At 69.6% G+C, this 22,937-nt stretch carries 19 protein-coding genes; 13 read left to right on the top strand and 6 right to left on the bottom strand.

Translation table 11 applies throughout. The features are described from left to right. Nucleotide 1 precedes the first annotated feature (1 nt). The 9 genes from eccB (at nt 2) to eccD (ending at nt 11,013) form a co-directional block, all read left to right on the top strand. On the top strand, nt 2–1,474 hold the full coding sequence (gene eccB, locus AB0K11_RS15210; RefSeq protein ID WP_364977804.1) for a type VII secretion protein EccB: 1,473 nt from the start codon (nt 2–4) through the stop codon (nt 1,472–1,474). Then, nucleotides 1,471–3,699 (top strand): type VII secretion protein EccCa, encoded by a 2,229-nt coding sequence (eccCa, locus tag AB0K11_RS15205; protein WP_364977802.1) that lies wholly within the window; start codon nt 1,471–1,473, stop codon nt 3,697–3,699. The genes eccB and eccCa overlap by 4 nt, the downstream gene beginning before the upstream one ends. Next, complete coding sequence (gene eccCb / locus AB0K11_RS15200; protein ID WP_364977800.1) at nt 3,696–5,456, top strand: type VII secretion protein EccCb; 1,761 nt, start codon at nt 3,696–3,698, stop codon at nt 5,454–5,456. Before eccCa ends, eccCb begins: the two co-directional genes overlap by 4 nt. 120 nt (nt 5,457–5,576) lie before the next feature. Next, a complete protein-coding gene (locus AB0K11_RS15195) occupies nt 5,577–5,870 on the top strand; it encodes a PE family protein (RefSeq protein WP_364977798.1) in 294 nt (97 codons plus the stop codon). 44 nt (nt 5,871–5,914) lie between these two features. After that, nucleotides 5,915–7,222 carry a PPE family protein gene (locus tag AB0K11_RS15190; protein WP_364977796.1) on the top strand — a complete coding sequence of 436 codons (1,308 nt, stop codon included), beginning with the start codon at nt 5,915–5,917 and terminating at the stop codon, nt 7,220–7,222. Nucleotides 7,223–7,304: 82 nt separating this feature from the next. Next, nucleotides 7,305–7,607: a WXG100 family type VII secretion target gene (locus tag AB0K11_RS15185; protein WP_364977794.1), complete on the top strand. Its 303-nt coding sequence runs from the start codon at nt 7,305–7,307 to the stop codon at nt 7,605–7,607. A gap of 48 nt (nt 7,608–7,655) precedes the next feature. Further along, nucleotides 7,656–7,946, top strand: a complete 291-nt coding sequence (locus AB0K11_RS15180) for a WXG100 family type VII secretion target (RefSeq protein ID WP_364977792.1) — start codon at nt 7,656–7,658, stop codon at nt 7,944–7,946. 107 nt (nt 7,947–8,053) lie between these two features. Further along, complete coding sequence (locus tag AB0K11_RS15175; protein ID WP_364977790.1) at nt 8,054–9,484, top strand: MinD/ParA family protein; 1,431 nt, start codon at nt 8,054–8,056, stop codon at nt 9,482–9,484. Next, a complete protein-coding gene (gene eccD / locus AB0K11_RS15170; RefSeq protein WP_364977788.1) occupies nt 9,481–11,013 on the top strand; it encodes a type VII secretion integral membrane protein EccD in 1,533 nt (510 codons plus the stop codon). Before AB0K11_RS15175 ends, eccD begins: the two co-directional genes overlap by 4 nt. Nucleotides 11,014–11,028: 15 nt before the next feature. Here the strand turns inward: eccD and AB0K11_RS15165 are convergent, their stop codons facing one another. From AB0K11_RS15165 to mycP, 4 genes are read right to left on the bottom strand one after another with little or no spacing between them, the layout of a single operon-like run. Continuing rightward, a complete protein-coding gene (locus tag AB0K11_RS15165; RefSeq protein WP_364977786.1) occupies nt 11,029–11,358 on the bottom strand; it encodes a YbaB/EbfC family nucleoid-associated protein in 330 nt (109 codons plus the stop codon). Then, entirely contained in the window at nt 11,355–12,890 is a 1,536-nt protein-coding gene (locus AB0K11_RS15160; RefSeq protein ID WP_364977784.1) for a hypothetical protein, read from the bottom strand. Before AB0K11_RS15160 ends, AB0K11_RS15165 begins: the two co-directional genes overlap by 4 nt. A 12-nt stretch (nt 12,891–12,902) precedes the next feature. Then, nucleotides 12,903–14,300 carry a type VII secretion protein EccE gene (gene eccE / locus AB0K11_RS15155; RefSeq protein ID WP_364977782.1) on the bottom strand — a complete coding sequence of 466 codons (1,398 nt, stop codon included), beginning with the start codon at nt 14,298–14,300 and terminating at the stop codon, nt 12,903–12,905. Next, nucleotides 14,297–15,643, bottom strand: a complete 1,347-nt coding sequence (gene mycP, locus AB0K11_RS15150; protein ID WP_364977780.1) for a type VII secretion-associated serine protease mycosin — start codon at nt 15,641–15,643, stop codon at nt 14,297–14,299. Before mycP ends, eccE begins: the two co-directional genes overlap by 4 nt. A gap of 316 nt (nt 15,644–15,959) precedes the next feature. Between mycP and AB0K11_RS15145 the strand changes: the two genes are divergently transcribed. Further along, nucleotides 15,960–16,928: a pirin family protein gene (locus AB0K11_RS15145; protein ID WP_364977778.1), complete on the top strand. Its 969-nt coding sequence runs from the start codon at nt 15,960–15,962 to the stop codon at nt 16,926–16,928. On the opposite strand, the gene AB0K11_RS15140 is transcribed toward AB0K11_RS15145, so the two are convergent. Next, on the bottom strand, nt 16,925–19,072 hold the full coding sequence (locus AB0K11_RS15140) for an FUSC family protein (protein ID WP_364977776.1): 2,148 nt from the start codon (nt 19,070–19,072) through the stop codon (nt 16,925–16,927). The genes AB0K11_RS15145 and AB0K11_RS15140 overlap by 4 nt on opposite strands. A gap of 20 nt (nt 19,073–19,092) precedes the next feature. Further along, nucleotides 19,093–19,656 carry a TetR/AcrR family transcriptional regulator gene (locus tag AB0K11_RS15135; RefSeq protein WP_364977774.1) on the bottom strand — a complete coding sequence of 188 codons (564 nt, stop codon included), beginning with the start codon at nt 19,654–19,656 and terminating at the stop codon, nt 19,093–19,095. A gap of 145 nt (nt 19,657–19,801) precedes the next feature. Between AB0K11_RS15135 and AB0K11_RS15130 the strand changes: the two genes are divergently transcribed. The 3 genes from AB0K11_RS15130 (at nt 19,802) to AB0K11_RS15120 (ending at nt 22,901) form a co-directional block, all read left to right on the top strand. Continuing rightward, nucleotides 19,802–20,437 (top strand): helix-turn-helix domain-containing protein, encoded by a 636-nt coding sequence (locus tag AB0K11_RS15130; RefSeq protein ID WP_364978498.1) that lies wholly within the window; start codon nt 19,802–19,804, stop codon nt 20,435–20,437. Between the two features lie 60 nt (nt 20,438–20,497). Further along, complete coding sequence (locus AB0K11_RS15125; protein WP_364977772.1) at nt 20,498–21,436, top strand: class I SAM-dependent methyltransferase; 939 nt, start codon at nt 20,498–20,500, stop codon at nt 21,434–21,436. 70 nt (nt 21,437–21,506) lie between these two features. Next, a complete protein-coding gene (locus AB0K11_RS15120) occupies nt 21,507–22,901 on the top strand; it encodes an aldehyde dehydrogenase family protein (protein WP_364977770.1) in 1,395 nt (464 codons plus the stop codon). The last annotated feature ends 36 nt before the right edge of the window (nt 22,902–22,937 follow it).

Genomic DNA, 22,937 nt, shown 5'->3' with positions numbered 1-22,937 from the left:
CATGGCGGGTTTTCGGCTCACCACCAAGGTGCAGGTCAGCGGCTGGCGATTCCTGCTGCGCCGGGTGGAGCACGCGATCGTCCGCCGCGACACCCGGATGTTCGACGATCCGCTGCAGTTCTACAGCCGCGCGGTGTCGGCGGGCATCATCATCGCGGTGCTGATCTGCCTCGGCGCCGCCCTGCTGGCGTACTTCAAGCCGCTCGGAAAGCGGGGAGGCGACAGCCTTCTGGTAGATCGCGCCACGAATCAGCTCTACGTGGTGCTGCCGGGCAACGGTCAGCTGCGGCCGGTGTACAACCTCACCTCGGCGCGGCTGGTGCTCGGAAGTGCCGGCACGCCGGTGGCGGTCAAGTCCGACGAGCTGAACCGGCTGTCCAAGGGGCAGCCCATCGGCATCCCGGGTGCCCCGTACGCTACCCCGGTCGCCGGTGCCGCCGAGTCGATGTGGACGCTCTGCGACACCGTGGAGAAGCCGGAGAGCGCGAAGCCGACGGTGCAGACGTCGGTGATCGTGCGGCGCCTCGCGCTCGACTCGACGGTCGCCCCGATGCGAACCGATCAGGGCATGCTCGTCACCTACGAGGGGGCCGACTGGCTGATCACCGCCACCGGAAGGCACTCCATCGATCTGGCGGACCGTGCGGTCACGTCGGCGGTGGGGATCCCGGTGACCGCCAAGGCCGCGCCGATCTCGGAGGGCCTGTTCAACGCGTTGCCGAACGTGGGGCCGTGGCAGCTGCCGCAGATCGCCCGCGCCGGCGAGCCCAACACCGTTGGCCTGCCGCCGAATCTGGTGATCGCGTCGGTGTTCAAGACCGTGACGGAGAAGGGCGAACAGCACTACGTGGTGCTGCCCGACGGGGTGGCGCGCGTCAACGATCCCACCGCTGCGGCGTTGCGCGCCACCAACTCCTACGGGCTGATCGAGCCGCCACCGGTCGAGGCGAGCCTGGTGGCAGGCATCTCCGAACAGGTCTACGTGTCGCCGTTGCCGGACAAGGCGCTCGACATCCTGCTGCACGGCGAGGATCCGGCGCTGTGCTGGTCGTGGGAACGGGTGCCGGGCGACCAGGCGCCCAAGACGTCGGTGATCGCCGGTCGCCGCCTCCCGGTGCCCGCGTCGGCTCTCAACACCGGCATCGAGCAGATCGACGGCGATGCCACGGTCTACATCGACGGTGGCCAGTACATCCGGCTGCAGTCACCCGACCCCCGCTACGGCGAGAGCCTGTACTACATCGACCCGCAGGGCGTGCGGTACGGCCTGCCCAACGAGGACACGGCGAAGAACCTCGGGCTCTCCGCTCCGCAGACCGCGCCGTGGCAGGTGGTCAAGCTGCTGGTGGACGGGCCGGTGCTGTCCAAGGAGGCGGCGCTGCTCGAGCACGACACCCTGCCGCCGAACCCCAGTCCGCGAAAAGTCGAGGGCGGCGCCGGATCTCCGGCGCCGGCTTCCGGAGGTGGCCCGTGACGACGAAGAAGTTCACCCCGACCATCAAGCGGGGGCCGCGGCTGACGCCGGGTGAGATCAACGTGACCCCGCCGGACGACCTCGGTATCGAGATCCCGCCGTCGGGCATCCAGCGGGCGCTGCCGTGGGTGATGGGCGGCTGCATGCTCGGCATGATCGCGATCATGATCTTCACCGGCGTGCGCCAGCTGTCGCCGTACATGCTGATGATGCCGCTGATGATGGTGATGGGCACGGTCGGCTTCATGGCAGGCGGCGGCTCGGGCGGCAAGAAGGTGCCCGAGATCAACGCCGACCGCAAGGAATACCTGCGGTACCTGTCGGGGCTGCGCACCCGTGTCACCTCCTCGGCCGCCGCGCAGGTGACGTTCTTCAACTACCATGCGCCGCATCCCGAGGATCTGCTGTCCATCATCGGGACGCACCGGCAGTGGTCCCGGCAGTCCAACGCCGACTTCTTCTCCTCCACCCGCATCGGGATCGGCTCCGAAGCCGCCGTCGACCGGCTGCTCAAGCCGAACGTCGGCGGTGAACTGGCCGGCCCTTCGGGTGCCCCGCAGCCGCACCTGGAACCGGTCAGCCACATGTGGGTGACGAAGTTCCTGCGCACCCACGGCCTCATCCACGACTGCCCGAAGCTGTTGCAGACGCGCACCTTTCCCACGATCGCCGTCGGCGGGGACCTCGCGGGTGCGGCGAGTCTGCTCACCGCGATGATCTGCCACCTCGCGGTCTTCCACCCGCCGGACCTGCTCCAGATCCGGGTGCTGACGGACAATCCCGAGGATCCGCAGTGGTCCTGGCTGAAGTGGCTGCCGCACGTGCAGCACCAGAGCGACACCGACGCCGCCGGCGCCACCCGGTTGGTGTTCACCCGGCCCGACGGGCTCAGCGATCTGACCGCCCGGGGTCCGCACACCGCGGACGCCGTGCCGAACGGGCCCTACATCATCGTGGTCGACCTGACCGGCGGCCGGGCCGGCTTCCCGGTCGACGGGCGGGCCGGTGTCACCGTGATCACCCTCGGCGCGCACAAGTCCTCCTACCGCATCAAGGTCAACCCCGACGGCAGTGCGGACGACAAGATGCACAACCAGAATTTCCGCCCGGTGCTCCGCGTCGCGGACAGGATGACGCCGGGCCAGGCCGGTCGGTTGGCCCGCAAGCTGGCCGGTTGGTCGATCACCGGGACGATCGTCGACAAGAGCCGGGTGCAGAAGAAGGTGGCCACCGAGTGGCACCAGCTGGTGGGCGCGCAGACCATCGAGGAGGTGACGCCGGCACGGTGGCGGATGTACGCCGACACCGACCGCGACCGGCTCAAGATCCCGTTCGGTCACGAGCTGAAGTCCGGCGACACCATGTACCTCGACATCAAGGAGGGCGCCGAGTTCGGCGCCGGTCCGCACGGAATGCTCATCGGGACAACCGGTTCGGGAAAGTCGGAGTTCCTGCGCACGCTGATCCTGTCGCTGGCCGCGACGCACCACCCGGATCAGGTCAACCTGCTGCTCACCGACTTCAAGGGTGGTTCCACGTTCCTCGGCATGGAGAAGCTGCCGCACACCGCGGCGGTGGTCACCAACATGGAGGAGGAAGCCGAGCTCGTCAGCCGGATGGGCGAGGTGCTCACCGGCGAGCTCGACCGGCGCCAGTCGATCCTGCGGCAGGCGGGCATCCAGGTCGGCGCCGCGGGCGCGCTCTCGGGTGTGGCCGAGTACGAGAAGCACCGCGAGCGCGGAGCTGACCTGCCTCCGCTGCCGACCCTGTTCGTGGTGGTCGACGAGTTCGCCGAGCTGCTGCAGAACCATCCGGACTTCATCCAGTTGTTCGACCGGATCTGCCGCGTGGGCCGCTCGCTGCGGGTGCACCTGCTGCTCGCCACGCAGTCGCTGAACACCGGCGGCGTCCGGATCGACAAGCTCGAACCGAACCTCACCTATCGGATCGCGTTGCGCACCACCAGTTCCGCCGAGTCCAAGGCGGTGATCGGCACGCCCGAGGCGCAGTACATCACCAACAAGGAGAGCGGCGTCGGGTTCCTGCGGGTCGGCATGGAGGACCCGGCCAAGTTCCGCAGTGTGTACACCGGCGTCAACTACGTGCCGACGGCACTCATGCAGGACGACGGCGAGGCGAAACCCCGCGCCAGGACGCAGAGTCGGGTGCGGATCCACCAGTTCACCGCGGCGCCGATTCTCGATGCGGCAGGGGCGTCGTCATGAGCATCGGCGAAACCGAACAGCGGGTGCTGCGCGAGGTCGTGCTCGGGCAGCTGACGACGGGCGAGATCCGCGCCTACCGGATGTGGCTGCCGCCGTTGACCGATCCGACCCCGGTGAACGAACTGGTGGAGCGTGACTACCAGCGTCAGCCGCTGCGGTTCGGTCTCGGCATCATGGACGAGCCGCGCAGGCACCGGCAGGACATCTGGGGTATCGACGTCTCCGCTGCGGGCGGCAACATCGCCGTGGGCGGGGCGCCGCAGACGGGCAAGTCGACGTTCCTGCAGACGTTGATGCTGTCGGCGGCGGCCACCCACACGCCGCGTCAGGTGCAGTTCTACTGCATCGACCTCGGCGGTGGCGGCCTGATGTACCTCGAGGACCTGCCGCACGTCGGCGGTGTGGCGACCCGCGCCGAGCCGGACCGGGTGAACCGGGTGGTGGCCGAGGTGAAGGCCGTCCTGCGGGCCCGCGAGGCGATGTTCAAGCAGTACCGGGTCGGTTCCATCGCCTCCTATCGGGAGATGCGTGAGGATCCGAACAGCCCGGCGGCCGCCGACCCGTTCGGCGACGTGTTCCTGGTGATCGACGGCTGGCCGGCGTTCGTCAGCGAGTTCCCCGACCTGGAGCCGGTGGTCCAGGATCTGGCCGGCCAGGGGCTGGCCTTCGGTGTGCACGTGGTGATCTCGACGCCGCGGTGGACCGAGCTCAAGGCCCGCATCCGCGACTACCTGGGCACCAAGGTGGAGTTCCGCCTCGGCGACGTCAACGAGACTCAGATCGACCGCATCACCCGGGAGATCCCGTCGAACCGTCCCGGGCGCGCGATCTCGATGGAGAAGCACCACTTGATGATCGGGGTGCCGAGGCTCGACGGCGTGCACAGCGCCGAGAACATGGTGCCGGCGATCTCGGCGGCCGTGCAGCACATCGCCGCCCAGTACACCGACAGCGCGCCGCAGGTGCGGGTGCTGCCCGACAAGATCCATCTGCACGAACTCGACCCGAATCCACCGGGACCCGACACCGACTACCGCACGCGGTGGACGATTCCGCTCGGCGTGCGGGAGTCGGACCTGACGGTGGCCCACAACCGGATGAGCGCGACGCCGCACCTGCTGATCTTCGGTGCGCCGAAGTCGGGCAAGACGACCATCGCCCACGCGGTCGCGCAGGCCATCTGCAAGCGCAACAGCCCGCAGCAGGTCCGTTTCATGGTGGCCGACTACCGGTCGGCGCTGCTCGACGCGGTGCCGCAGAGTCACCTGCTCGATGCGGGCGCGGTCAACCGCAACCACGCGACGCTCGAGGAATCGATCAAGGCGCTGGCGATCAACCTGAAGAAGCGGCTGCCACCGCCGGACCTGACCACCGCACAGCTGCGGTCCCGGTCGTGGTGGACGGGTCCGGACGTCGTGCTGCTCGTCGACGACTGGCACATGATCGTCGCGGCGTCGGGCATGTTGCCACCGACGGCGCCGCTGGCGCCGCTGTTGCCCGCGGCGGCGGACATCGGACTGCACCTGGTGGTGACCTGTCAGATGAGCCAGGCCCATCGCGCCACGATGGACAAATTCGTCGGCGCGGCGTACGGCGCCGGTTCGCCGACGCTGTTCCTTTCCGGGGAGAAGTCGGAGTTCCCGACGAGTGAGTTCAAACTCCGGAAACGGCCCCCTGGTCAGGCACTTCTCGTCTCACCGGACGGGAAGGAGGTGGTGCAGGCAGCGTATGTCGATCCCCCAGAGGAATTGGTGTAAGTGACCCCTCCGCGGGGCCGTTAGGATTTGACCCAGAGCAGTACAGCAACGTGGGCGATCAATCGCCAGCAAACAAGTCGAGAACGAAATCACGTAGACAGCAGTGAAGGAGTAGGACGCATGGAACCGCTGCAGCACAATCCCGGCGCCATCGGCGTCGGCGGCCAGGTCGTCGCGAACGCCGCCCGCGGCCTGGCAGGTGGCACCACCGCGACGGCCGCCGTGACCGCGCTGGTGCCCGCAGGCGCAGACGAGGTGTCGGCCATGGCCGCCGCGTCGTTCGCCGTCGAGGGTGCCGAGGCGCTCGCCCTCAACGGCTTCGCGCAGGAGGAGCTGGCCCGCGCGGGCGCTGCCTACATGGAGATCGCCGGCATCTACGACGCCGTCGACGCCGCCAACGCCAGCACCCTGTAACCGCAGTTCGCCGCACGTAATACGACAGGAGAGCCGCACTCGCCATGGTGCCCGTCCCCCTTCCGCCCACCTGGGTTGCGCTTCCGCCCGAGGTCAACACCGCGCGCTTGATGCTCGGTGCAGGCCCCGCGCCGATGCTGCAGGCCGCGGGCGGGTGGGAAGGGCTGGCGATTTTGCTGGAGACCCAGGCCGACGAACTCGCCGCGTCGCTGAACAACCTGCAGGGGCTGTGGAGCGGCGCCGCGAGCCAACGCGCGGTCGCGGCGACGCTGCCGATGATCATGTGGTTGCGGACCACCGCCATGCAGGCGCAGAAGCGGGCGATGCAGGCGACGGCTCAGGCAAACTCCTACAGCCTGGCGTTGGCAACCACACCGCCGATCCCGGAGATCGAGCAGAACCACGTCACCAACGCGGTGCTGAACGCGACGAACTTCCTCGGGATCAACACCGTGCCGATCGCGGTGAACGAGTTCGACTACTTCGTGCGGATGTGGAACCAGGCCGCCGGGGTGATGACCGCCTACCAGGCCGAGACGTCGCTGAACCTGCTGTTCGAGCCGATCATGCCGATGAAGCCGATCGTCATGCCCGGGGTCGGCGAGGCGACGGCCGCCGCCGGCGTCGCGCAGGCGGCGGCCAGGGCGCCCATGGGCGCGCTGCGCAACGCGACGGTCGAGATGGTGTCGGCGCACGCGCACCTGCAGTCCGGGAAGTTGGTCGGCGGCCGCGCCGTGGCGCAGGGCAAGCACGCCGCCGAGCAGTCAGGCGGCCAGGTCAAGCAGGCCGACAACGCCACGCAGCAGAGCCAGATGTCGCAGCAGGTCATGCAGCAGGGCGTGCAGATGGCCACCCAGATGGGCTCGCAGCTGGCGTCGCTGCCGCAGCAGTTCGGTCAGCAGGTCTCCAGCGGCATCCAGCAGATCACCCAGCCGCTGCAGCAGGTCACGTCGATGTTCAGCCAGATGGGCGCGGGCGGCGACAAGCCCGTCGCGCAGATGGGGCTGATCGGTGCCAACCCGTTCTCGACCCACCCGATGGCGGGTGGTTCGGGACCGTCCACGGGTGCCGGACTGGTGCGGGCCGCGTCGCTGCCCGGCCTCGGCGGCACCACACCCAGTACGCCGTTGTTGTCGAACCTGGTGGGCAACACCGCACAGACGCCGGTCGGCGCCGGTGCGCCGGGAGCAGGTGGACCCGGACTCGCCCCGGTCGGTGCGGGTGGCGGCGGCATGGGCCCGATGGGCGGGGGCCACGGCAACAAGGGCGCCGGCTCGACCACGAGAACCGCGCTGAGCGCGCCGGCGCCGCTGATCCAGGACCTGAACGAAGACGAAGACGACGACTGGTGAGTCGTCGCCACACAGATTTTTCGGCTAGGGAGCCGGAAGACTCGCCATCCCGTGGTGAGGACACAGGAAGAAGAGGAACAACATGTCAGAAATGATCACCGATCCAGCCGTCCTCGCCGCCGAGGCCGGTAACTTCTCGCGGATCGCCGCCGAGCTCAAGGGCGTCATCACGTCGGTCGAGGCCACCGCCGGCGCACTGCAGCCGACGTTCAAGGGCACCGCGGGCATGGCCGCACAGGCCGCGCTGCTGCGCTACCAGGAGGCGGGCAACGCCCAGGAGCGACTGCTCGACGACATCGCCAACAACATCCAGCAGTCCGGCCTGCAGTACACCTCCACCGACGACGACCAGGCCGCGGCGATCGCCCCGACCATGGGCCTCTGACCCGAGCACGACACCGACCTACTTCAACGAAGACAACAGGGAGACAACATGTCCGATGGAATGATCTACAACTTCGCAGGCATCGAAGGCGGCGCCGGGGAGATCAGCGGCGCGGTCGCCACGACCAACGGCCTGCTCGACGAGGGCAAGGGATCGCTCGCCACGCTGCAGAGCGTGTGGGGTGGCGGCGGCTCCGAGGCATACCAGCAGGTGCAGATGCGCTGGGACGCCACGTCGGCGGAACTGAACGACGCCCTGCAGAAGCTCGCGCAGGCGATCAGCGAGGCCGGTCAGCAGATGGCCTCCACCGAGGCCGGCGTCACCGGGATGTTCGCCTAGCCCGACCCCAGCACGTTGGTGGGCGGGTCGGCCCGGCTCGAAGATAGGGTCAGGCCGACTCCGCCCATCTCGTGTGCTCAGGAGTGCAAACCCAAGGAGAGGTACCCATGTCGGCAGACTATGACCGGCTCTTCAACTCCCCCGACACCGGTCAGCCGCCCGAAGAGGCGACCAGGACCGTCGACCGGGAGGCTCTGATGGGCGGTTCGACGTCGCCCGTGCCGGCTACCGGGACACCGCCCCGCACCCCGGATGCCGGCCCGCCGCCGCCTCCGATGCCGATCGCGCAGCCGCGCGCGCAGGCGGCGCCCGCTCCGCCGCGGCAGGCCGAGGTCACCAGCCAGATGCCGCCGACCCCGCCTGCGGCGCCCGCCCCGGCGCCGCAGCCGCCGCGGCAGGCGAACTCGATGATGCGCGCGCCACAGGCGAATGCGCCCACGGGTGCGCGTTTCGAACAGCCCCGGACCGCGCCGACCGCGCCGCCGCGCCCGGCCGCCGCACCGGCGCCGTCCCAGCACTTCGCCGACCCGCAGGCCGACCCGAACGTGGCCTGGCCGGGACATACGGCCAATCAGCCGGCCCCCACGTCGGCGGCCACCATGGGCAACCACCGCGCCATCGACGCGCTGTCGCACGTCGGCGTGAAGTCGGCGGTCAAGATGCCGTCGCAGCGCGGCTGGCGCCACGTGCTCTACCTGCTCACCCGCATCAATCTCGGGTTCTCCCCGGACGAGCTCTACGAGATGGATCTGCACACCCGGATCCGCCGAAATGCGCGGGACTCGTACCAGATCGGGGTGTTCGGGCTCAAGGGCGGCGTCGGTAAGACGGCCGTCACCGTCGCGCTCGGCTCGGCGTTGAGCAAGATCCGCGGCGACCGCATCCTGGCCGTCGACGCCGATCCCGACGGCGGCAACCTCGCCGACCGGGCCGGGCGGCAGTCCGCGGCCACGATCGCCGACCTGCTCTCCGACAAGGAACTGGCGCGCTACAACGACATCCGCGCCTACACGAGCATGAACGCCTCCAACCTCGAGGTGCTGTCGTCGGAGGATTACAGCGGTGCCCGCCGCGAGTTCAACGACGAGGACTGGAAGGGCATCGTCGGCGTCGTCTCGCGTTACTACAACCTGGTGCTGGCCGACTGTGGCACCGGGCTTTTCACACCCGCGTCGCGCGGCGTGCTGTCCACGGTGTCGGGCATGGTGATCGTCGCGAGCGCCTCGATCGACGGTGCCCGCCAGGCGGCCGTCACGATGGACTGGATGCGTCAGAACGGCTACCAGGATCTGCTGGGCCGGTCGTGCGTGGTGATCAACCATGTGACGCCGGGCAAACCGAACATCGACGTGACCGATCTCGTCCAGCAATTCGAGCGCCACGTGCCGCCCGGCCGTGTCATCGTTCTCCCGTGGGACAAGCACATCGCCGCGGGCACCGAGATTCAGCTCGACCTGCTCGACAACACCTTCGAGCGGAGGATCATCGAGCTGGCGGCCGCCTTGTCTGACGACTTCGACAGGCTCGAACGCCGTTGACCACCACCGCCGCTGCCTCGTCGGGCACCTCGAGCGTCACCCCCGGACGGCCGTCCACCACCCGGGTGACGATCCTCACCGGTCGGCGGATGACCGACCTGGTGCTGCCGGCGTCGGCTCCCATCGAGAGCTACATCGACGAGACGGTGGCCGTCCTGGCCGAGATGCTCGAGGACACCCCGAAGGACGTGCTGGGGGGTTTCGACTTCTCGGCGCAGGGGGTGTGGGCATTCGCCCGGCCGGGCGCACCGCCGATCCGGTTCAGCGAATCCCTCGATGACGCAGGCGTGGTCGACGGTTCGCTGCTGACGCTGGTCTCGGTCAGCCGGACCGAACGCTACCGGCCGCTGGTCGAGGACGTGATCGACGCGATCGCGGTGCTCGACGAGTCCCCGGAGTTCGACCGCACCGCACTGAACCGCTTCGTCGGCATCGCCATCCCGCTCGTCACGCTGGTGGTCTCGGTGCTGGCATTGCTGACCTGGTCGAACACCGGCCACGACTGGTGGTGGGCGGTGGCACTCGGTGTGCTGGGCCTGGGGGTCCTCGGCGGCAGTCTGATGGCGCGCAGCCGGTACGACAACATCGACCTGTCCGAGAGTCTGCTGGTGGCGTCGGCGCCGCTGCTGGCGGGCGCTGCGGCACTTGCTGTTCCACTGCCCCGCGGTGTCGACTCACTCGGTGCGCCGCAGGTGGCAGGCGCCGCGGCCGTGGTGTTGCTGCTGACGCTGGCCACCCGTGGCGGCCCGCGCGGCCGCGCACATCTTGCCGCGTTCCTCGCGGTGACGGCCACCGCGATCGCCTTGGCGGCGATCGCCTTCGGCTACGGCTGGCAGTACTGGGTGCCCGCGGGCGCCGTCGCCTTCGGCCTGATGGCGGTCACGAACGCAGCGAAACTCACTGTCGCCGTTGCGCGTATCGCCCTGCCGCCGATCCCGGCGCCCGGCGAGACGGTCAGCAACGACGAACTGCTCGATCCGGTGACCACCCCGGACCCCAGCGACGACGAGTCGCCGACCTGGCAGGCCATCATCGCCTCGGTGCCGGAATCGGCTGCGCGACTGCAGGAGCGCAGCGTGCTGGCCAAGAAGCTGCTGATCGGCTTCCTGACCGCCGGTGCGCTGGTGCTGGCGACCGGTGCGATCACCGTCGTCGTCCAGGGCCACTTCTTCGTGCACAGCCTGATCGTCGCCGGACTCGTGACGGCGATCTGCACGTTCCGCTCGCGCCTCTACGCCGAACGATGGTGTGCCTGGGCCCTGCTCGCCGCGGCGGTCATCATCCCCACCGGCGTGACGGTGCGGCTGTGCCTGTGGAATCCGGACGATGCCTGGCTGGTGCTGGCCGTCTACCTCGCGCTCGGCGCGGTGGCGCTGGTGATCGTCGGGGCCACCGACAACGTGCGACGGGTGTCGCCGGTGACCAAGCGCATCCTCGAATTGCTGGATGGCGCAACGATCGCCGCGGTCATCCCGCTGTTGCTGTGGATCGCCAGCGTGTACGACCTGTTGCGGAACCTGCGGTTCTGAGCGCTGCCTGACCGATCAGGGCCGGTCGCCGGTGGTCTCGGCGACCAGGGCGTCGATGCGTTCGCGGTCGGCCTCGATGGACTCGCTGGCCGCTTCCGTCGCGTTCTGCAGCGCCTCGTTCAGCCGCTGCTCCACCGTCGCGGCGCCCAGCCGCAACAATCCCGGCTCGAGGTGGACCCCGGTCAGGTGATGATGGCCGTTCAGGGTGACCTCCACCGTCCCGGTCTCGTCGGTGGCGACGAAGGTTTCGCTGTTCATCTTGTGCAGCTGGTCGTCCATGATGGACTGCAGCCGCTGCGCCTGCTGGAGCACCGCGGCGACCTCAGGGTGCATGTCGTCGGTCACGTGTTCTCCTTGTCCTGGCCGCCGTCCTTGCCGCGCCGCGGCCGCTGCAGACCGATCACGGGCTCGGTGGATGCGCGGTCCTCGACGTAGAGCTCTTCGTCCGGAGACAGGCCGGGTGTGCGCCGCCTCTCCTTGGCGCCGCCACCCTGGCCGCCCATGCCGTGGCCGCCGCCCATGGGCATGCCGCCCATCGCGCCGCCGGGTCCTGCTGCGCCGACGGGCGCCGCGCCGCCGCCGCCGGCAACGGCCGCAGGCGACGAGGACGGAGCGCTCGCACCGGCGGCCGGCGCCAGCGGCTGATTCGGCGTACCGCCGCCGCCTCCTCCACCGCCACCGCCGGAGCCAGAGCCGGGACCGCCGCCACCCGTGGGCTCGGCGGACGCCGGCCGGATCGCCGGGTCGGTCGGCATGTCGGTGAGACCCTCGGGGAGGCCGGTGGGTGCGCCTCCGGCGGGTGAGCCGCCGGAGCCCTGTCCGCCGCCCGATGGCGAGCCGCCGGAACCTTGTCCGCCGGAGGGCGATCCGCCTGACTGCTCACCGGATTTCGCGGCTTGCTGCCCGTTCTGCGCGCTCGCGGGTGATACGGCGGCGGTTTCGCTCGGGGCGCCGCCGGGCTGTCCGCCACCCACGCCGCCACCGCCAGCCGCTGGATCACCGGCAGCCGGATCGCCGGGCTGCTGTCCGTCGTCCTTCTCGGGCAGCGGCGGAACGTCCTTCTTGAAGACGGGTGTCGGCGCGTAGGCGCCCTCAGGCGGCGCGGGGGTGTCGATGCTGGTGAAGGTGGCCTCGGTGGAGTACACACCGCGCACCTGTTCGGACTTCACCTGCTTCTCGTTGTACTCGTTGAAGTCCATCACCTGGCTGTCGCCCGCGAGGGGCTCGGGATGGTCGGCCTTCGCCTTCTCGTGGGCGTTGTAGAAGTCCTGCGCCTGCTTGGCGATCTCCCGGCTCTTCGTCGCGACCTCGTAGAGCCACGACTCGTGCTGACGCATCTTGCCCTCGGCGGCCTCGGCCGCGAGGCCCTCCCAATGCGTGTCACCGGGTGAGAAGTCCTTCGCGCGTGTGGTGATGGCATCGGCGAAGGCGTACATCTCCTCGGCGTAATCCAGCACGTTCATGTTGGCAGCGGCCAGCTGTGCGGCTGCCGTCGGCCATTCCTCGTAGGGATTGCCCGGGGCGCCGTAGCACATGCCACCGGTCGCCGGAACCTGCGGCGGCAGAACCGGATTGATCGTCACCGCATCGGTGCCGGAGGGTTGACCGGACTCGATCTCGGTTTTGTTGATCTGGTCGACCTGCTCGTAGGCCTTCGCGGCCGCCTCCAGGCAGGCGGCCAGCCGCGCGGCCTCCGCCTCGCCGGACGCGACGCAGGACTGCAGCCGCTCGTGGTTCGCGGCGATCTGCTGCATCGCCAGCCCGGCCAGCTGGAGCATGTCGGGCGGGATGGGCGACGCGGGTACGGCCGGCCATTCGCCGTTGATCTTGGTGGCCTTGGCGCGGATGCTGGTCGGATCGGCCTTCAGTGTCGTCATGGCGTTCTCCCGTTACTGCTCGAGAGCCATCTGATAGCGGCTCTCCTCACGCGGATTGATCAGCTGGATGGGCAGCTGACGGTGCCGCGGGGTGTCGATGAAGTTGTGGCGCATCACCACCCGGCCGATGCCGGGGTGAGGGCCGAGGTAGGTGGTCGCGTTGGGCCACGCCACCTTGGCCTCTGGGCCGACGCGCCCGTTGATCAGCCCGGCGAACTCGCTGAACTGCGGCCGCAGGGTCACCACCGCACCCGCGGCGGCCGAGCGGACGACGAACTGGGTGAACAGCCGCGCGTCGCCGAGGTTGATGCTGACGTCGACGTCGTCGAACGGCATGTACACCGGGTAGCGGTCGTTCGTCTCACCGATCAGCACGCCCGCGGAGCCGATCGGCAACTCGTAGTGCTTGTCGGTGACCGGGCTGATGCCCTGCAGCGCCGCGCGCTGACCGCCGAACAGGCACGAGAACCCGCGCGGTGTCGTCGGATTGGCCAGCGTGGTCAGCAATACGGTGGTGGTGGGCGCCATCCCGGGCATGATGCGCATCCGGGTGATCGTGTGGTCGGCCCGGGCCGACCACCACACGTTGGGGCCGCCGGGGGCGGTGTAGGCGGCGGTGAAGGTGCTGCGGCCCTTGATCGTCGACCATGTCTCGCGTTCGAAGCTGATCTCGGTCGCCCGGTCGAAGTCGTCGAAGCTGCGGGCGCAGCGGGCGTCGACGCCGTTGCCGGCCAGTTGATCCGCGAGCCGCGTCGCCGACGCGACGAGATAGCGGGCCAGGCCGGCCACTCCCTCGTCACGGCGGCGGGCGGGCCGCTCGGTCAGGGCGGGGTCGGCGCGCAGCACGATCCACGTCCGGCGGTTCGCCGGCGCCGGGTAGGGGCCGATGACCTGCTCGTACAGCGCCACCAGGCTGGCAGGCGCCGTCCGGCCCACCCGGTAGCCGGCCGACACCACGTCGGCTTCGAGTTCGGGACAGTGCGCGACCACGAGCTGTTCGATCAGCCGCGTGTCGACGACGTCGTCGGTGACGGCGCTGCCGTTGACGATGACCGTGGGGGTGAACGGCCGGGGTACGAGTTCTATTGCGGCGACGAGGTGATCGCCCTGCCAGCGGACGGCGACGTGGTCTCCGGGCAGCACCGTGCTGCCCACCGCCGGCACCGACGGCTGCTGGGGCACCGTGCGGTGCCTGCGCCGCCAGGAGAACAGCGCTGCGATCCACCCGGTGATGCGTCGCCCGCGGACCGTGAGCACGGCCAGCAGCGCGATCAGCACCGACACTCCGACCGCGGTCCACAGCTGGTTCAGCGGGAGCAGCACGGCGAAGAGTGCCGGGATCAGCACCGCCGCGGCGATCGCGTGGCCGGTGCTGAATCGGATGCCGAACGCGGAGAGCAGCTTTCTCATCGCCGCCTCAGTGCCCGCCGGGTCAGTGCGCCGAGTCCGAGCACCAGCGCGAGGCCGACGGCTGTGATCACCACCCAGGTGATCGGGCCGCGGTCCGGCGGCGGGATGTACACCGGCGGCGGAAGCTGCTTGACGCGGAACGGTGCGGTCTCCGGTCCGGCGGGCAGGTCCCAGGTCAGCGCCGCGACCGGGTCGACGACGCCTGCGCCGACGTAGTTGTCGACGCCGCCGCCGGGATGGCGGGAGGTGGCGGTGATCCGGTTGATCACCTGCGCCGCTGAGAGATCGGGGAACTTCTGCCTGACCATCGCCGCGAGGCCGGACACGTAGGCGGCGGCGAACGACGTCCCGCCGATCGGCACCGGGCCGTCGTCGCCGTTGAGCGCGTTGACCGGGTTGCCGTCGTAACCCAGGGCGATGATGTTCTCGGCGGGTGCGGCCGCACCGACCCACGGTCCCGACACCGAGAAGTTGCTGGGCTGCCCGCTCTCGCCGATGCCGCCGACGGTGAGCACCAGCGGCGAGTACCAGGCGGGGCTGACGATCGTCTGAACCTCGTCCCAGCCGCGCGGATCGGCCGGGACCGCGGGGTCGGGCGGCGGGTTCTGCGTGCAGTCCTGGCCGGTGTTGCCCGCGGCCACGATGACCACCGCGTTCTTGACGTTGACGGCGTAGTTGATCGCCGCGCCGAGGCTGGTCTCGTTGATCCTGCGGGTCACCTTGTAGCACGCGGCCTCGCTGATGTTGATCACCTGCGCGCCGAGGTTGGCCGCGTGCACGACGGCGCGGGCGAGGCTGCGCAGTGAGCCCGCGGTCTTGGTGGTGTTCGGGTCGTTGGGGTCCTGACGGGAGCCGACCGGCTGCCACGCCGCCGACGTCTGGCGCAGGGACAGCAGCCGCACATCGGGTGCGACGCCGATGAATCCGTCCGTGGGCGCAGGCCGCCCGCCGATGATGGACGCCGTCAGCGTGCCGTGGGCGTCGCAGTCGTTCATGCCGTTGCCGCCCGCGTCGACGAAGTCGCCGCCCGGTTCGGCGGGCACCCGGGGAGAGCCCATCACGCCGGTGTCGATGACGGCGACCGTGATGCCCTTGCCGGTGGCGAACTTCTGCGCCTCGGCCAGCCTGAGGTAGTTGTTCGGCCACGGCTTGTCGGCGAAGTTCGAGTTCGGGAACGTGGTCGGGGCTGCGCACTCCGCCCGCAGTTCGGTGGGGCTGTCGGGCCCGGTCTCGTCGGGCGGCAGGGCACCGGCGTCGATCGAAGGCTGTTCGATCGCCGACACGGGTGGCGCGCTGACGAATGCCAACAACAGCGCTGCCAGCAGCACACCGATGCGACGCACGCGCTACACACCCCCCTTGTCGAACTGCCAGCTCATGGCAGGCCCATCACCACTCAGCAAACCCACTGCGGACCCGTCGGCAGCGCATCGTCTCACGTCACGGCGCCCGCCGGATCCCACGTCGGCAATCCTAAGCGCACCGAACGGGGGTCGACTGCACTTTCTTTCGGAGGCACCGATGGGCGGCCGCGCAACCCGCGGCGGAAAGTGCGTCGGCGCGACGTGGCAAACACCTTTCGCGGCCACTCGGGCGGCGGGGCGTTGACGCAGATGTCTATTAGGGAATGATTCGGACTGCAGTCCGGTTAATCCGAACATGCCTGCCATCACAGCCGACACCCTAACCCTGAGCAGGGTGAGCCCGCCGTCGCCCACCGACACCGACCGTCCCGTCCGATCCATCACCACCGGCCCCCGTGGCTACGAAGGTGAGGGATTCCCGGTGGTGCGCGCCTTCGCCGGAGTCAGCGCCGCCGACCTCGACCCCTTCATCCACATGGACCAGATGGGGGAGGTGGAGTACGAGCCAGGTGAACCCCGCGGCACCGACTGGCATCCGCACCGCGGATTCGAGACGGTCACCTACATGATCGACGGCCGCTTCGCCCATCAGGATTCGCACGGCGGCGGCGGTCTGATCACCGACGGCGCCACCCAGTGGATGACGGCCGGTTCCGGCATCCTGCACATCGAGACCCCGCCGGCCGAACTGGTGGAGAGCGGTGGCGTGTTCCACGGTGTCCAGCTGTGGGTCAACCTGCCGCGCAAGGACAAGTTCGCCGCGCCCCGCTACCAGTCGATCGAGGGCGCTGACGTGGGGCTGCTGTCGTCCCAGGACGGTGGTGCGCTGGTGCGGGTGATCGCCGGAGACGTCGACGGCCATCGCGGCCCCGGTTCCACCCACACGCCGATCACGTTGGCGCACGCGACCATTCAGCCCGGCGCTCAGCTGAGCCTGCCGTGGAACCGGGACTACAACGCGCTGGTGTACGTGCTGTCCGGGCGCGGGAGTGTCGGCCCCGTCGACCATCCCATCGAGCAGGGCCGCCTGGCGGTGCTCGGCCCCGGTGACCGAATCGCGCTGTCCGCGAACAGCTCCCAGGACTCGAACCGGCCCACCATGGAGGTGCTGCTGCTCGGCGGCAGGCCGATCCGCGAGCCGGTGTTCCACTATGGGCCGTTCGTGATGAGCTCGAAGTCCGAGCTGATCCAGGCCGTCGAGGACTACCAGGCCGGCAAGTTCGGCGAGATCCCGCCGGGTGCGCTCATGCCGCACCGGGTCTAACGCTTCACCGGCGCCGCCTGCTTCGGGTACAGCAGTTCCAGCTCGCCCAGGTGGGCGGCGACGGTCACCAGCGGCAGCGCCGCCGACACGGCCAGTTCGTCGTCGCCCGCCTCGGCCCGCAGCGCACCGACGAAGTCGTCGGTGATCGGCGAGAGGGACTGCGCCACGGGCCTGCCGAGCAGCCGAAGACTCACCAGGTCGGCGTGGGTCTCGAGGACCTTGCGGGTGCGGGGGTAGACGCCCAGCGGCGGCGGGACGACGTCGGCGACCAGTTCGGCGGCGGCGCGGATCCGGATCGCCCGGTTCGCCGCCCCGACGACCGGCGCGCGCGCGTCGTTGTCGCTGCGGTTCTCGGAAAGGTATTGCCGCACAGCGTCATCGAGTGTGCGAGACGCCTGGAGCGCATCGTGGCTCAGCGCCATCACCCGGTCGGTGGCGTCCTCGGAGGCCCCGCGGGTGACCCGCAGCACCCCGGCCTTGAGCAGGTCGGCGCCGGCGATGGAGGCTTTGCGCACCGCGATCGACACCGCTGTCGAGGCGCCCCGCGGCCACAGCAGCAGCGAGACGCTGATGCCGACGAGCGCGCCCACCACCACGTCCTCGACCCGGATCAGGCCGACCGACCACCCCGTCGGCTGGATCAGGTTGAAGATGATCAGCACCATCATCGTGAACGCGGCCTGCCCGGCGATGAACGACACGACCTCGGGCACCCATGCCGAACCGAAGGCGACCAGCGGCAGCAGCAGCCACATCACCGCGTGGTCCACCCCGACCAGTTCGATGACGACGACGCCGACGACGAATCCGATCCCGGTGCCCGCGACCGCGCGCAGCACCCGGGTGCCGGTGGTCAGCGCGCTGCTGCGCAGCACCGACATGGCACCGAGAACCACCCAGAATCCGTGTTCGACGGGGAAGACATGGGTGACGGCGACCGCGAGCGCCAGCCCGAGCCCGGTCCGCAGGCTGTTGCGCAGCACCACCGCCCGTGTCGCGAGGAAGCCCTTGGTGATCGCGGCGACTGCCGTCGTCTCGGGCATCACCCAGTCCGCCGCGCCCGTCTGGGGGAGCCTGCGGCCCAGCACGCGGGCCCAGACCGGCCGGGCGTCGGCCAGCGCGGCGTTGCGGATGATCCGGCCGGTGACCCCGACGGTGGCGGAGAAGGTGCGCCGCGCGAGCAGGGTCTGGCCGACCGCGAGCGCCGTCGCGTCGTCGGGCACCGCGAGGATCTGCTCGATGTCCTCGCGGTAGCGGCCCTGCGCCACCGCCCGCAGCTCGCCGAGCGCGGCATCGAGATCGGCGGTCCGGATCGCACGTTCGTCGCGGTCGGCGATGCGCAGCACCGCCGCCGCATCGCGCAGCACCCGGACGATCGGCGGTTTCATGTCGCCGAGCAGGGCGCCGGTGTCGGCGGTCAGGCGGTCGGACAGCCAGCCGAGGTCGTCGACGACGCGGACCAGCGCCCGGCTGCCCGCGGTCAGCGCGACCGGCCGGAAGTCGGCGTTGACGAAGTTGTCCCACAGCGCGTTCATCGCCCGGGTGACGTCGCGGGTGCCCGCGGCGCCCTCGAGGCTGTCGGCCAGCAGCCGGCACACCTTGGCGGCATGGCGGCGCAGATCGTCGTGGTGCCGCGGCGGGAAGACGAACAACGCCGCGGGCACGCACACCGCGAGCGCGATCAGCCAGCCGAGCAGCCGTTCGCCGATGGGCCCGGGTGGAGTGCACGCGGGCAGCACGAACAGCATCAGGGTGGCGCGCTGGCCGGCCGCGACGCTCTCGCTGAGCACCCCGGAGAACGTCACCACCACGCCGAGCACGAACATCATCGCCACGCTCAGCCACGGGTGCGGCGACACCAGGGTGCCGACGGTGATGAGCACCGCGCCGTTGAAGCCCAGGCCACCGTAGGAGAGCGCCCGGGCGGGCCGGTTGCCCGGGAAGTCGACGAGGATCAGCAGTGCCACCGAGCCGAAGATGGTGAACAGCGGGGTCTGCGACCCGGCGCCGACGGTGAAGCTCACCGCGGCGGCCGTCGGCAGGACGATCGCCGCGCGGGCGGCCCGCCGCAGCGCGTCACGCTCCGGGTCGCGCTCACCGATCCCGTCTGCCGCCCGGCGCCAGAGAACGCCCGGAGTCAGCATGCCCGCCGATGGTAGACCGGTCAGACGGGCGGCACCGTCGCGAAGCGGCCGGAGTCGAGTGCCTCGAGCAGCTGGTCGGCGATCCAGTTCAGCGCGGGGATGTCCCGGGGCAGGGCGGTCTGCTCGTAGCCGATCAGGATGTAGACGCTCCAGGCGGCGAACACCTCGGCCTGCCGCTTGTCCTGGAGGACTTCGTAGGCCGACTCGAACATGATGTCGTAGCGCTGCTTGTCCACCGCGGCCTGCACGGCGTACACCTCGGGATCGAGCGAGCTCCACACCCGGATGGCGGCCTCGGCGCTGTGCGGCAGCACGAGCGCCTCCTGCACCAGGGTGTCGATGCGCCGGCGCGGATCGGGTTCGGCGCGGACGGCGTCGACCACCCCGGTGGTGCGGGCCTGCCGCCAGTGGCTGACGAGGTCCTTGGTGTAGGCGGGCCAGCTGGGGAAGTAGTGGTAGAACGAACCGGTCGTGACGCCGAGCCGGTTGCACACCTCAGCGAGTTTCAGCCCGCCGTACCCGAGTTCGGAGAGCACATCGAGGCCGGTCTCGAAGTACGCGTCCCGTGAGACGACACTGGCCATGGGTGGCACCTTAGTTGTTCCCCGGCCCCCATTCGGACGCAAATCGAGAGCCCCGACCAGCGGGAATTTGCTGGCATCGAATGCGATCGCGGCTGGTCTGGCAACTCTTGACGGCAGCGTAGGTGACGTGTGGCACAATTTGACCGTGCCGTATACCGCGAGTCGGGGACCGGGTCGACCTCCCGCAGCGAAGGCCGCGGAAACGCGGGAGCGCATCCTGCGCGCGGCACGGGAGATCTTCAGCGAACTCGGCTACGACGCAGCGACCTTTCAGGCGATCGCGGTTCGGGCGGATCTGACCCGGCCGGCAATCAACCATTACTTCGCCAGTAAGCGGGTTCTGTACCGCGAAGTGGTCGAGCAGACGAATGCGTTGATTGTTAGCGCGGGGATGGCGCGGGCGCAGGGCGCCACCACATTGTTGAGCAGGTTGTCCGCCTTTTTCGCCGCCACAATGGACGCCGGTTCCGAAGATCGCTCGGCGGCAGCTTTTCTCGTGACGTCGGTGCTGGAGTCCCAGCGGCACCCGGACCTGCGCAACGACGAGCACGACGCGTTGCGGAATTCGCGCTCGTTCGTGGCGTGGGCCGTCAACGACGCGATCGAGCACGGCGAGCTCAGCACCGACACCGACATCCCCTCGATCGTCGAGATGCTGGTCGCGGTGATGTGGGGGATGGGGTTCTACGCGGGCTACGTCGGCGACCACGACGAGCTGGAACGGGTCATCGACAAGTTCGAGCTGCTGATGGCCAACAAGCTCTGGCAGCTCAGCGACTGAGCCGTCCGGCCCGCACACCCATCGCATAGCCTGGCTAAGCTCTTCGCGTAGCATGGCGTGATGAGCTCTCTGCGCACCCATGACGACACCTGGGACATCACCACCAGCGTCGGCACCACGGCCGTGATGGTCGCCGCGGCCCGCGCCGGCGAGACCGTGCGGGACAACGCGCTGATCCGTGACCCGTTCGCGCGCGTGCTGGTCGACGCCGCGGGCAGCGGGGTGTGGAGCGCGATGCTCGACGGTGACTTCGCCGAGAAGGTCGGCGAGGTGGACGCCGAGGCCGCCGCCATCTTCACCCACATGGGCAGCTACCAGGCGGTGCGCACCCACTTCTTCGACCGGTTCTTCGCCGAGGCGAGCGCCGCCGGTGTCCGGCAGGTCGTCATCCTGGCCTCGGGCCTCGACTCGCGCGCCTACCGGCTGGACTGGCCGGCAGGCACGACCGTCTACGAGATCGACCAGCCCAAGGTGCTGGAGTTCAAGGCGGACACGCTCGCCCGGCACGGCGTGCAGCCGTCGGCCACCCGCCGGGAGGTGCCGATCGACCTGCGGTTCGACTGGCCCGCGGCGCTGCGCGACGGCGGCTTCGACCCGGCGCAGCCGACCGCCTGGCTGGCCGAGGGACTGCTGATGTATCTGCCCGCCGACGCCCAGGACCGGCTGTTCGAGCAGGTCACGGCGCTCAGCGCGGTGGGCAGCCGGATCGCGGCCGAGACCGCGGGGGTGTCCTCGGAGGACCGCCGCGAGGAGATGCGCGCGCGCTTCGAGCGGATCGCCGAGAAGTTCGGCATGGAGGAGACGCTCGACATCCAGGAGCTGATCTACGAGGACCCAAACCGGGCGGACGTCGCCCAGTGGCTCGACGGCCACGGCTGGTCTGCGCACCCGGTGGACTCGCAGCAGGAGATGCGCCGGCTCGAGCGGTGGGCACTGCTGGCGGATCTGTCCGACGACAACGCGTTCTCCCACTTCGTCACCGCCGAACGAACCGGGTAGCACGGGGGTTCTGACGGCCCAACCGGTTGGTTAGGATCGGGTCATCCTCGGGTCAGGAAGGACTCCCGTCATGACCACCGAATCCGTCAGCGCTCCCACCAACGACATCGACTCGACCGTCGCCAGGCTCCGGCAGACGTTCGCCACCGGCCGCACCCGCGACATCGAATGGCGCAAACAGCAGTTGAGGGCGATGGAACGCCTGATGCTCGAGAACGAGGCCGTCATCGCCGACGCGCTGGAACAGGACCTCGGCCGCAAGCCGTTCGAGGCGTGGCTGGCCGACATCGCCAGCGTCGCCGGCGAGGCCAAGGACGCGGCGAAGAACCTCCGCAAGTGGACGCGGCGCAAGTACCGGATGCTGGAGATGTCGCAGCTGCCCGGCCTGGGCTGGGTGGAGCACGAGCCGTTCGGCACGGTGCTGATCATCGGCGCCTGGAACTTCCCCTTCGCGCTGACGCTGGGTCCGGCCGTCGGCGCCATCGCGGCAGGCAACACCGTGCTGCTCAAGCCGTCGGAGGTGGCGGCCGCCTCGTCGGCGGTGATGGCCGACCTGGTGCCCAAGTACCTGGACAACGACGCGATCGCGGTGATCGAGGGCGACGGCACGGTCAGCCAGGAACTCATCGCCCAGGGCTTCGACTATCTGCTGTACACCGGCGGCACGGAGATCGGCCGCAAGGTCTACGAGGGCGCCGCGCCGCACCTGACACCGGTGACGCTCGAGCTTGGCGGCAAGAGCCCGGTGATCGTCACCGCCGACGCCGACATCGACGTCGCCGCCAAGCGCATCGCCTGGACCAAGCTGATCAACTCCGGTCAGATCTGCATCGCCCCCGACTACGTGCTGGCCGACGCCAAGATCCGCGACGAACTCGTCGACAAGATCAAGGCCGCGGTCACCACGTTCGAGTCCGGCAATCCCGAGGGCAAGCGCATCGTCAACGAGCGGCACTTCGACCGGCTCGCCACGGCGCTGGCGGCGACCAAGGGACAGGTCGTCGTCGGCGGCGGGTCCGACGCGTCGACGATCAGCATCCAGCCGACGGTGGTCGTCGATCCCGACCCGGCCGAGCCGCTGATGACCGACGAGATCTTCGGCCCGATCCTGCCGATCGTGACGGTCCAGTCCCTGGACGACGCCATCGATTTCGTCAACGCACGGCCGAAGCCGCTGGCCGCGTACCTGTTCACCAAGACCAAGAGCATCCGCGAGCGGGTGGTCAAGGAGGTGTCCGCGGGCGGCATGGTGGTCAATCACCTGCTGTTCCACTTCGCCACCCACAAGCTGCCGTTCGGCGGCGTCGGCCCCTCGGGCATGGGCGCCTACCACGGCCGGTTCGGCTTCGAGACGTTCAGCCACAAGAAGTCGGTGATGACGAAGACCACCCGACCCGACGTGGGCGCCTTCATCTATCCCCCGTATACAGAGAAGGCCTGGAAGCTGGCCCGCAAGCTGTTCTGATCTCACCCCCTCGCCACCCCTCGTCAACGAAGCTCG

It is taken from the genome of Mycobacterium sp. NPDC050551 (genome assembly GCF_040674075.1).
In the GTDB taxonomy this organism is placed as follows: Bacteria; Actinomycetota; Actinomycetes; order Mycobacteriales; family Mycobacteriaceae; genus Mycobacterium.
Note: the sequence above shows the minus strand (reverse complement) of the source record. Positions and strands in the feature narration are given on the sequence as shown.

Coding starts and splice junctions, on each gene's coding strand:
- eccB (WP_364977804.1), top strand. CDS start 2: ATGGCGGGTTTTCGGCTCACCACCAAGGTGCAGGTCAGCGGCTGGCGA.
- AB0K11_RS15195 (WP_364977798.1), top strand. CDS start 5,577: ATGGAACCGCTGCAGCACAATCCCGGCGCCATCGGCGTCGGCGGCCAG.
- AB0K11_RS15145 (WP_364977778.1), top strand. CDS start 15,960: ATGCCTGCCATCACAGCCGACACCCTAACCCTGAGCAGGGTGAGCCCG.
- AB0K11_RS15180 (WP_364977792.1), top strand. CDS start 7,656: ATGTCCGATGGAATGATCTACAACTTCGCAGGCATCGAAGGCGGCGCC.
- eccE (WP_364977782.1), bottom strand. CDS start 14,300: ATGAGAAAGCTGCTCTCCGCGTTCGGCATCCGATTCAGCACCGGCCAC.
- AB0K11_RS15185 (WP_364977794.1), top strand. CDS start 7,305: ATGTCAGAAATGATCACCGATCCAGCCGTCCTCGCCGCCGAGGCCGGT.
- AB0K11_RS15135 (WP_364977774.1), bottom strand. CDS start 19,656: ATGGCCAGTGTCGTCTCACGGGACGCGTACTTCGAGACCGGCCTCGAT.
- AB0K11_RS15175 (WP_364977790.1), top strand. CDS start 8,054: ATGTCGGCAGACTATGACCGGCTCTTCAACTCCCCCGACACCGGTCAG.
- AB0K11_RS15125 (WP_364977772.1), top strand. CDS start 20,498: ATGAGCTCTCTGCGCACCCATGACGACACCTGGGACATCACCACCAGC.
- AB0K11_RS15140 (WP_364977776.1), bottom strand. CDS start 19,072: ATGCTGACTCCGGGCGTTCTCTGGCGCCGGGCGGCAGACGGGATCGGT.
- AB0K11_RS15160 (WP_364977784.1), bottom strand. CDS start 12,890: ATGACGACACTGAAGGCCGATCCGACCAGCATCCGCGCCAAGGCCACC.
- eccCb (WP_364977800.1), top strand. CDS start 3,696: ATGAGCATCGGCGAAACCGAACAGCGGGTGCTGCGCGAGGTCGTGCTC.
- AB0K11_RS15120 (WP_364977770.1), top strand. CDS start 21,507: ATGACCACCGAATCCGTCAGCGCTCCCACCAACGACATCGACTCGACC.
- AB0K11_RS15190 (WP_364977796.1), top strand. CDS start 5,915: ATGGTGCCCGTCCCCCTTCCGCCCACCTGGGTTGCGCTTCCGCCCGAG.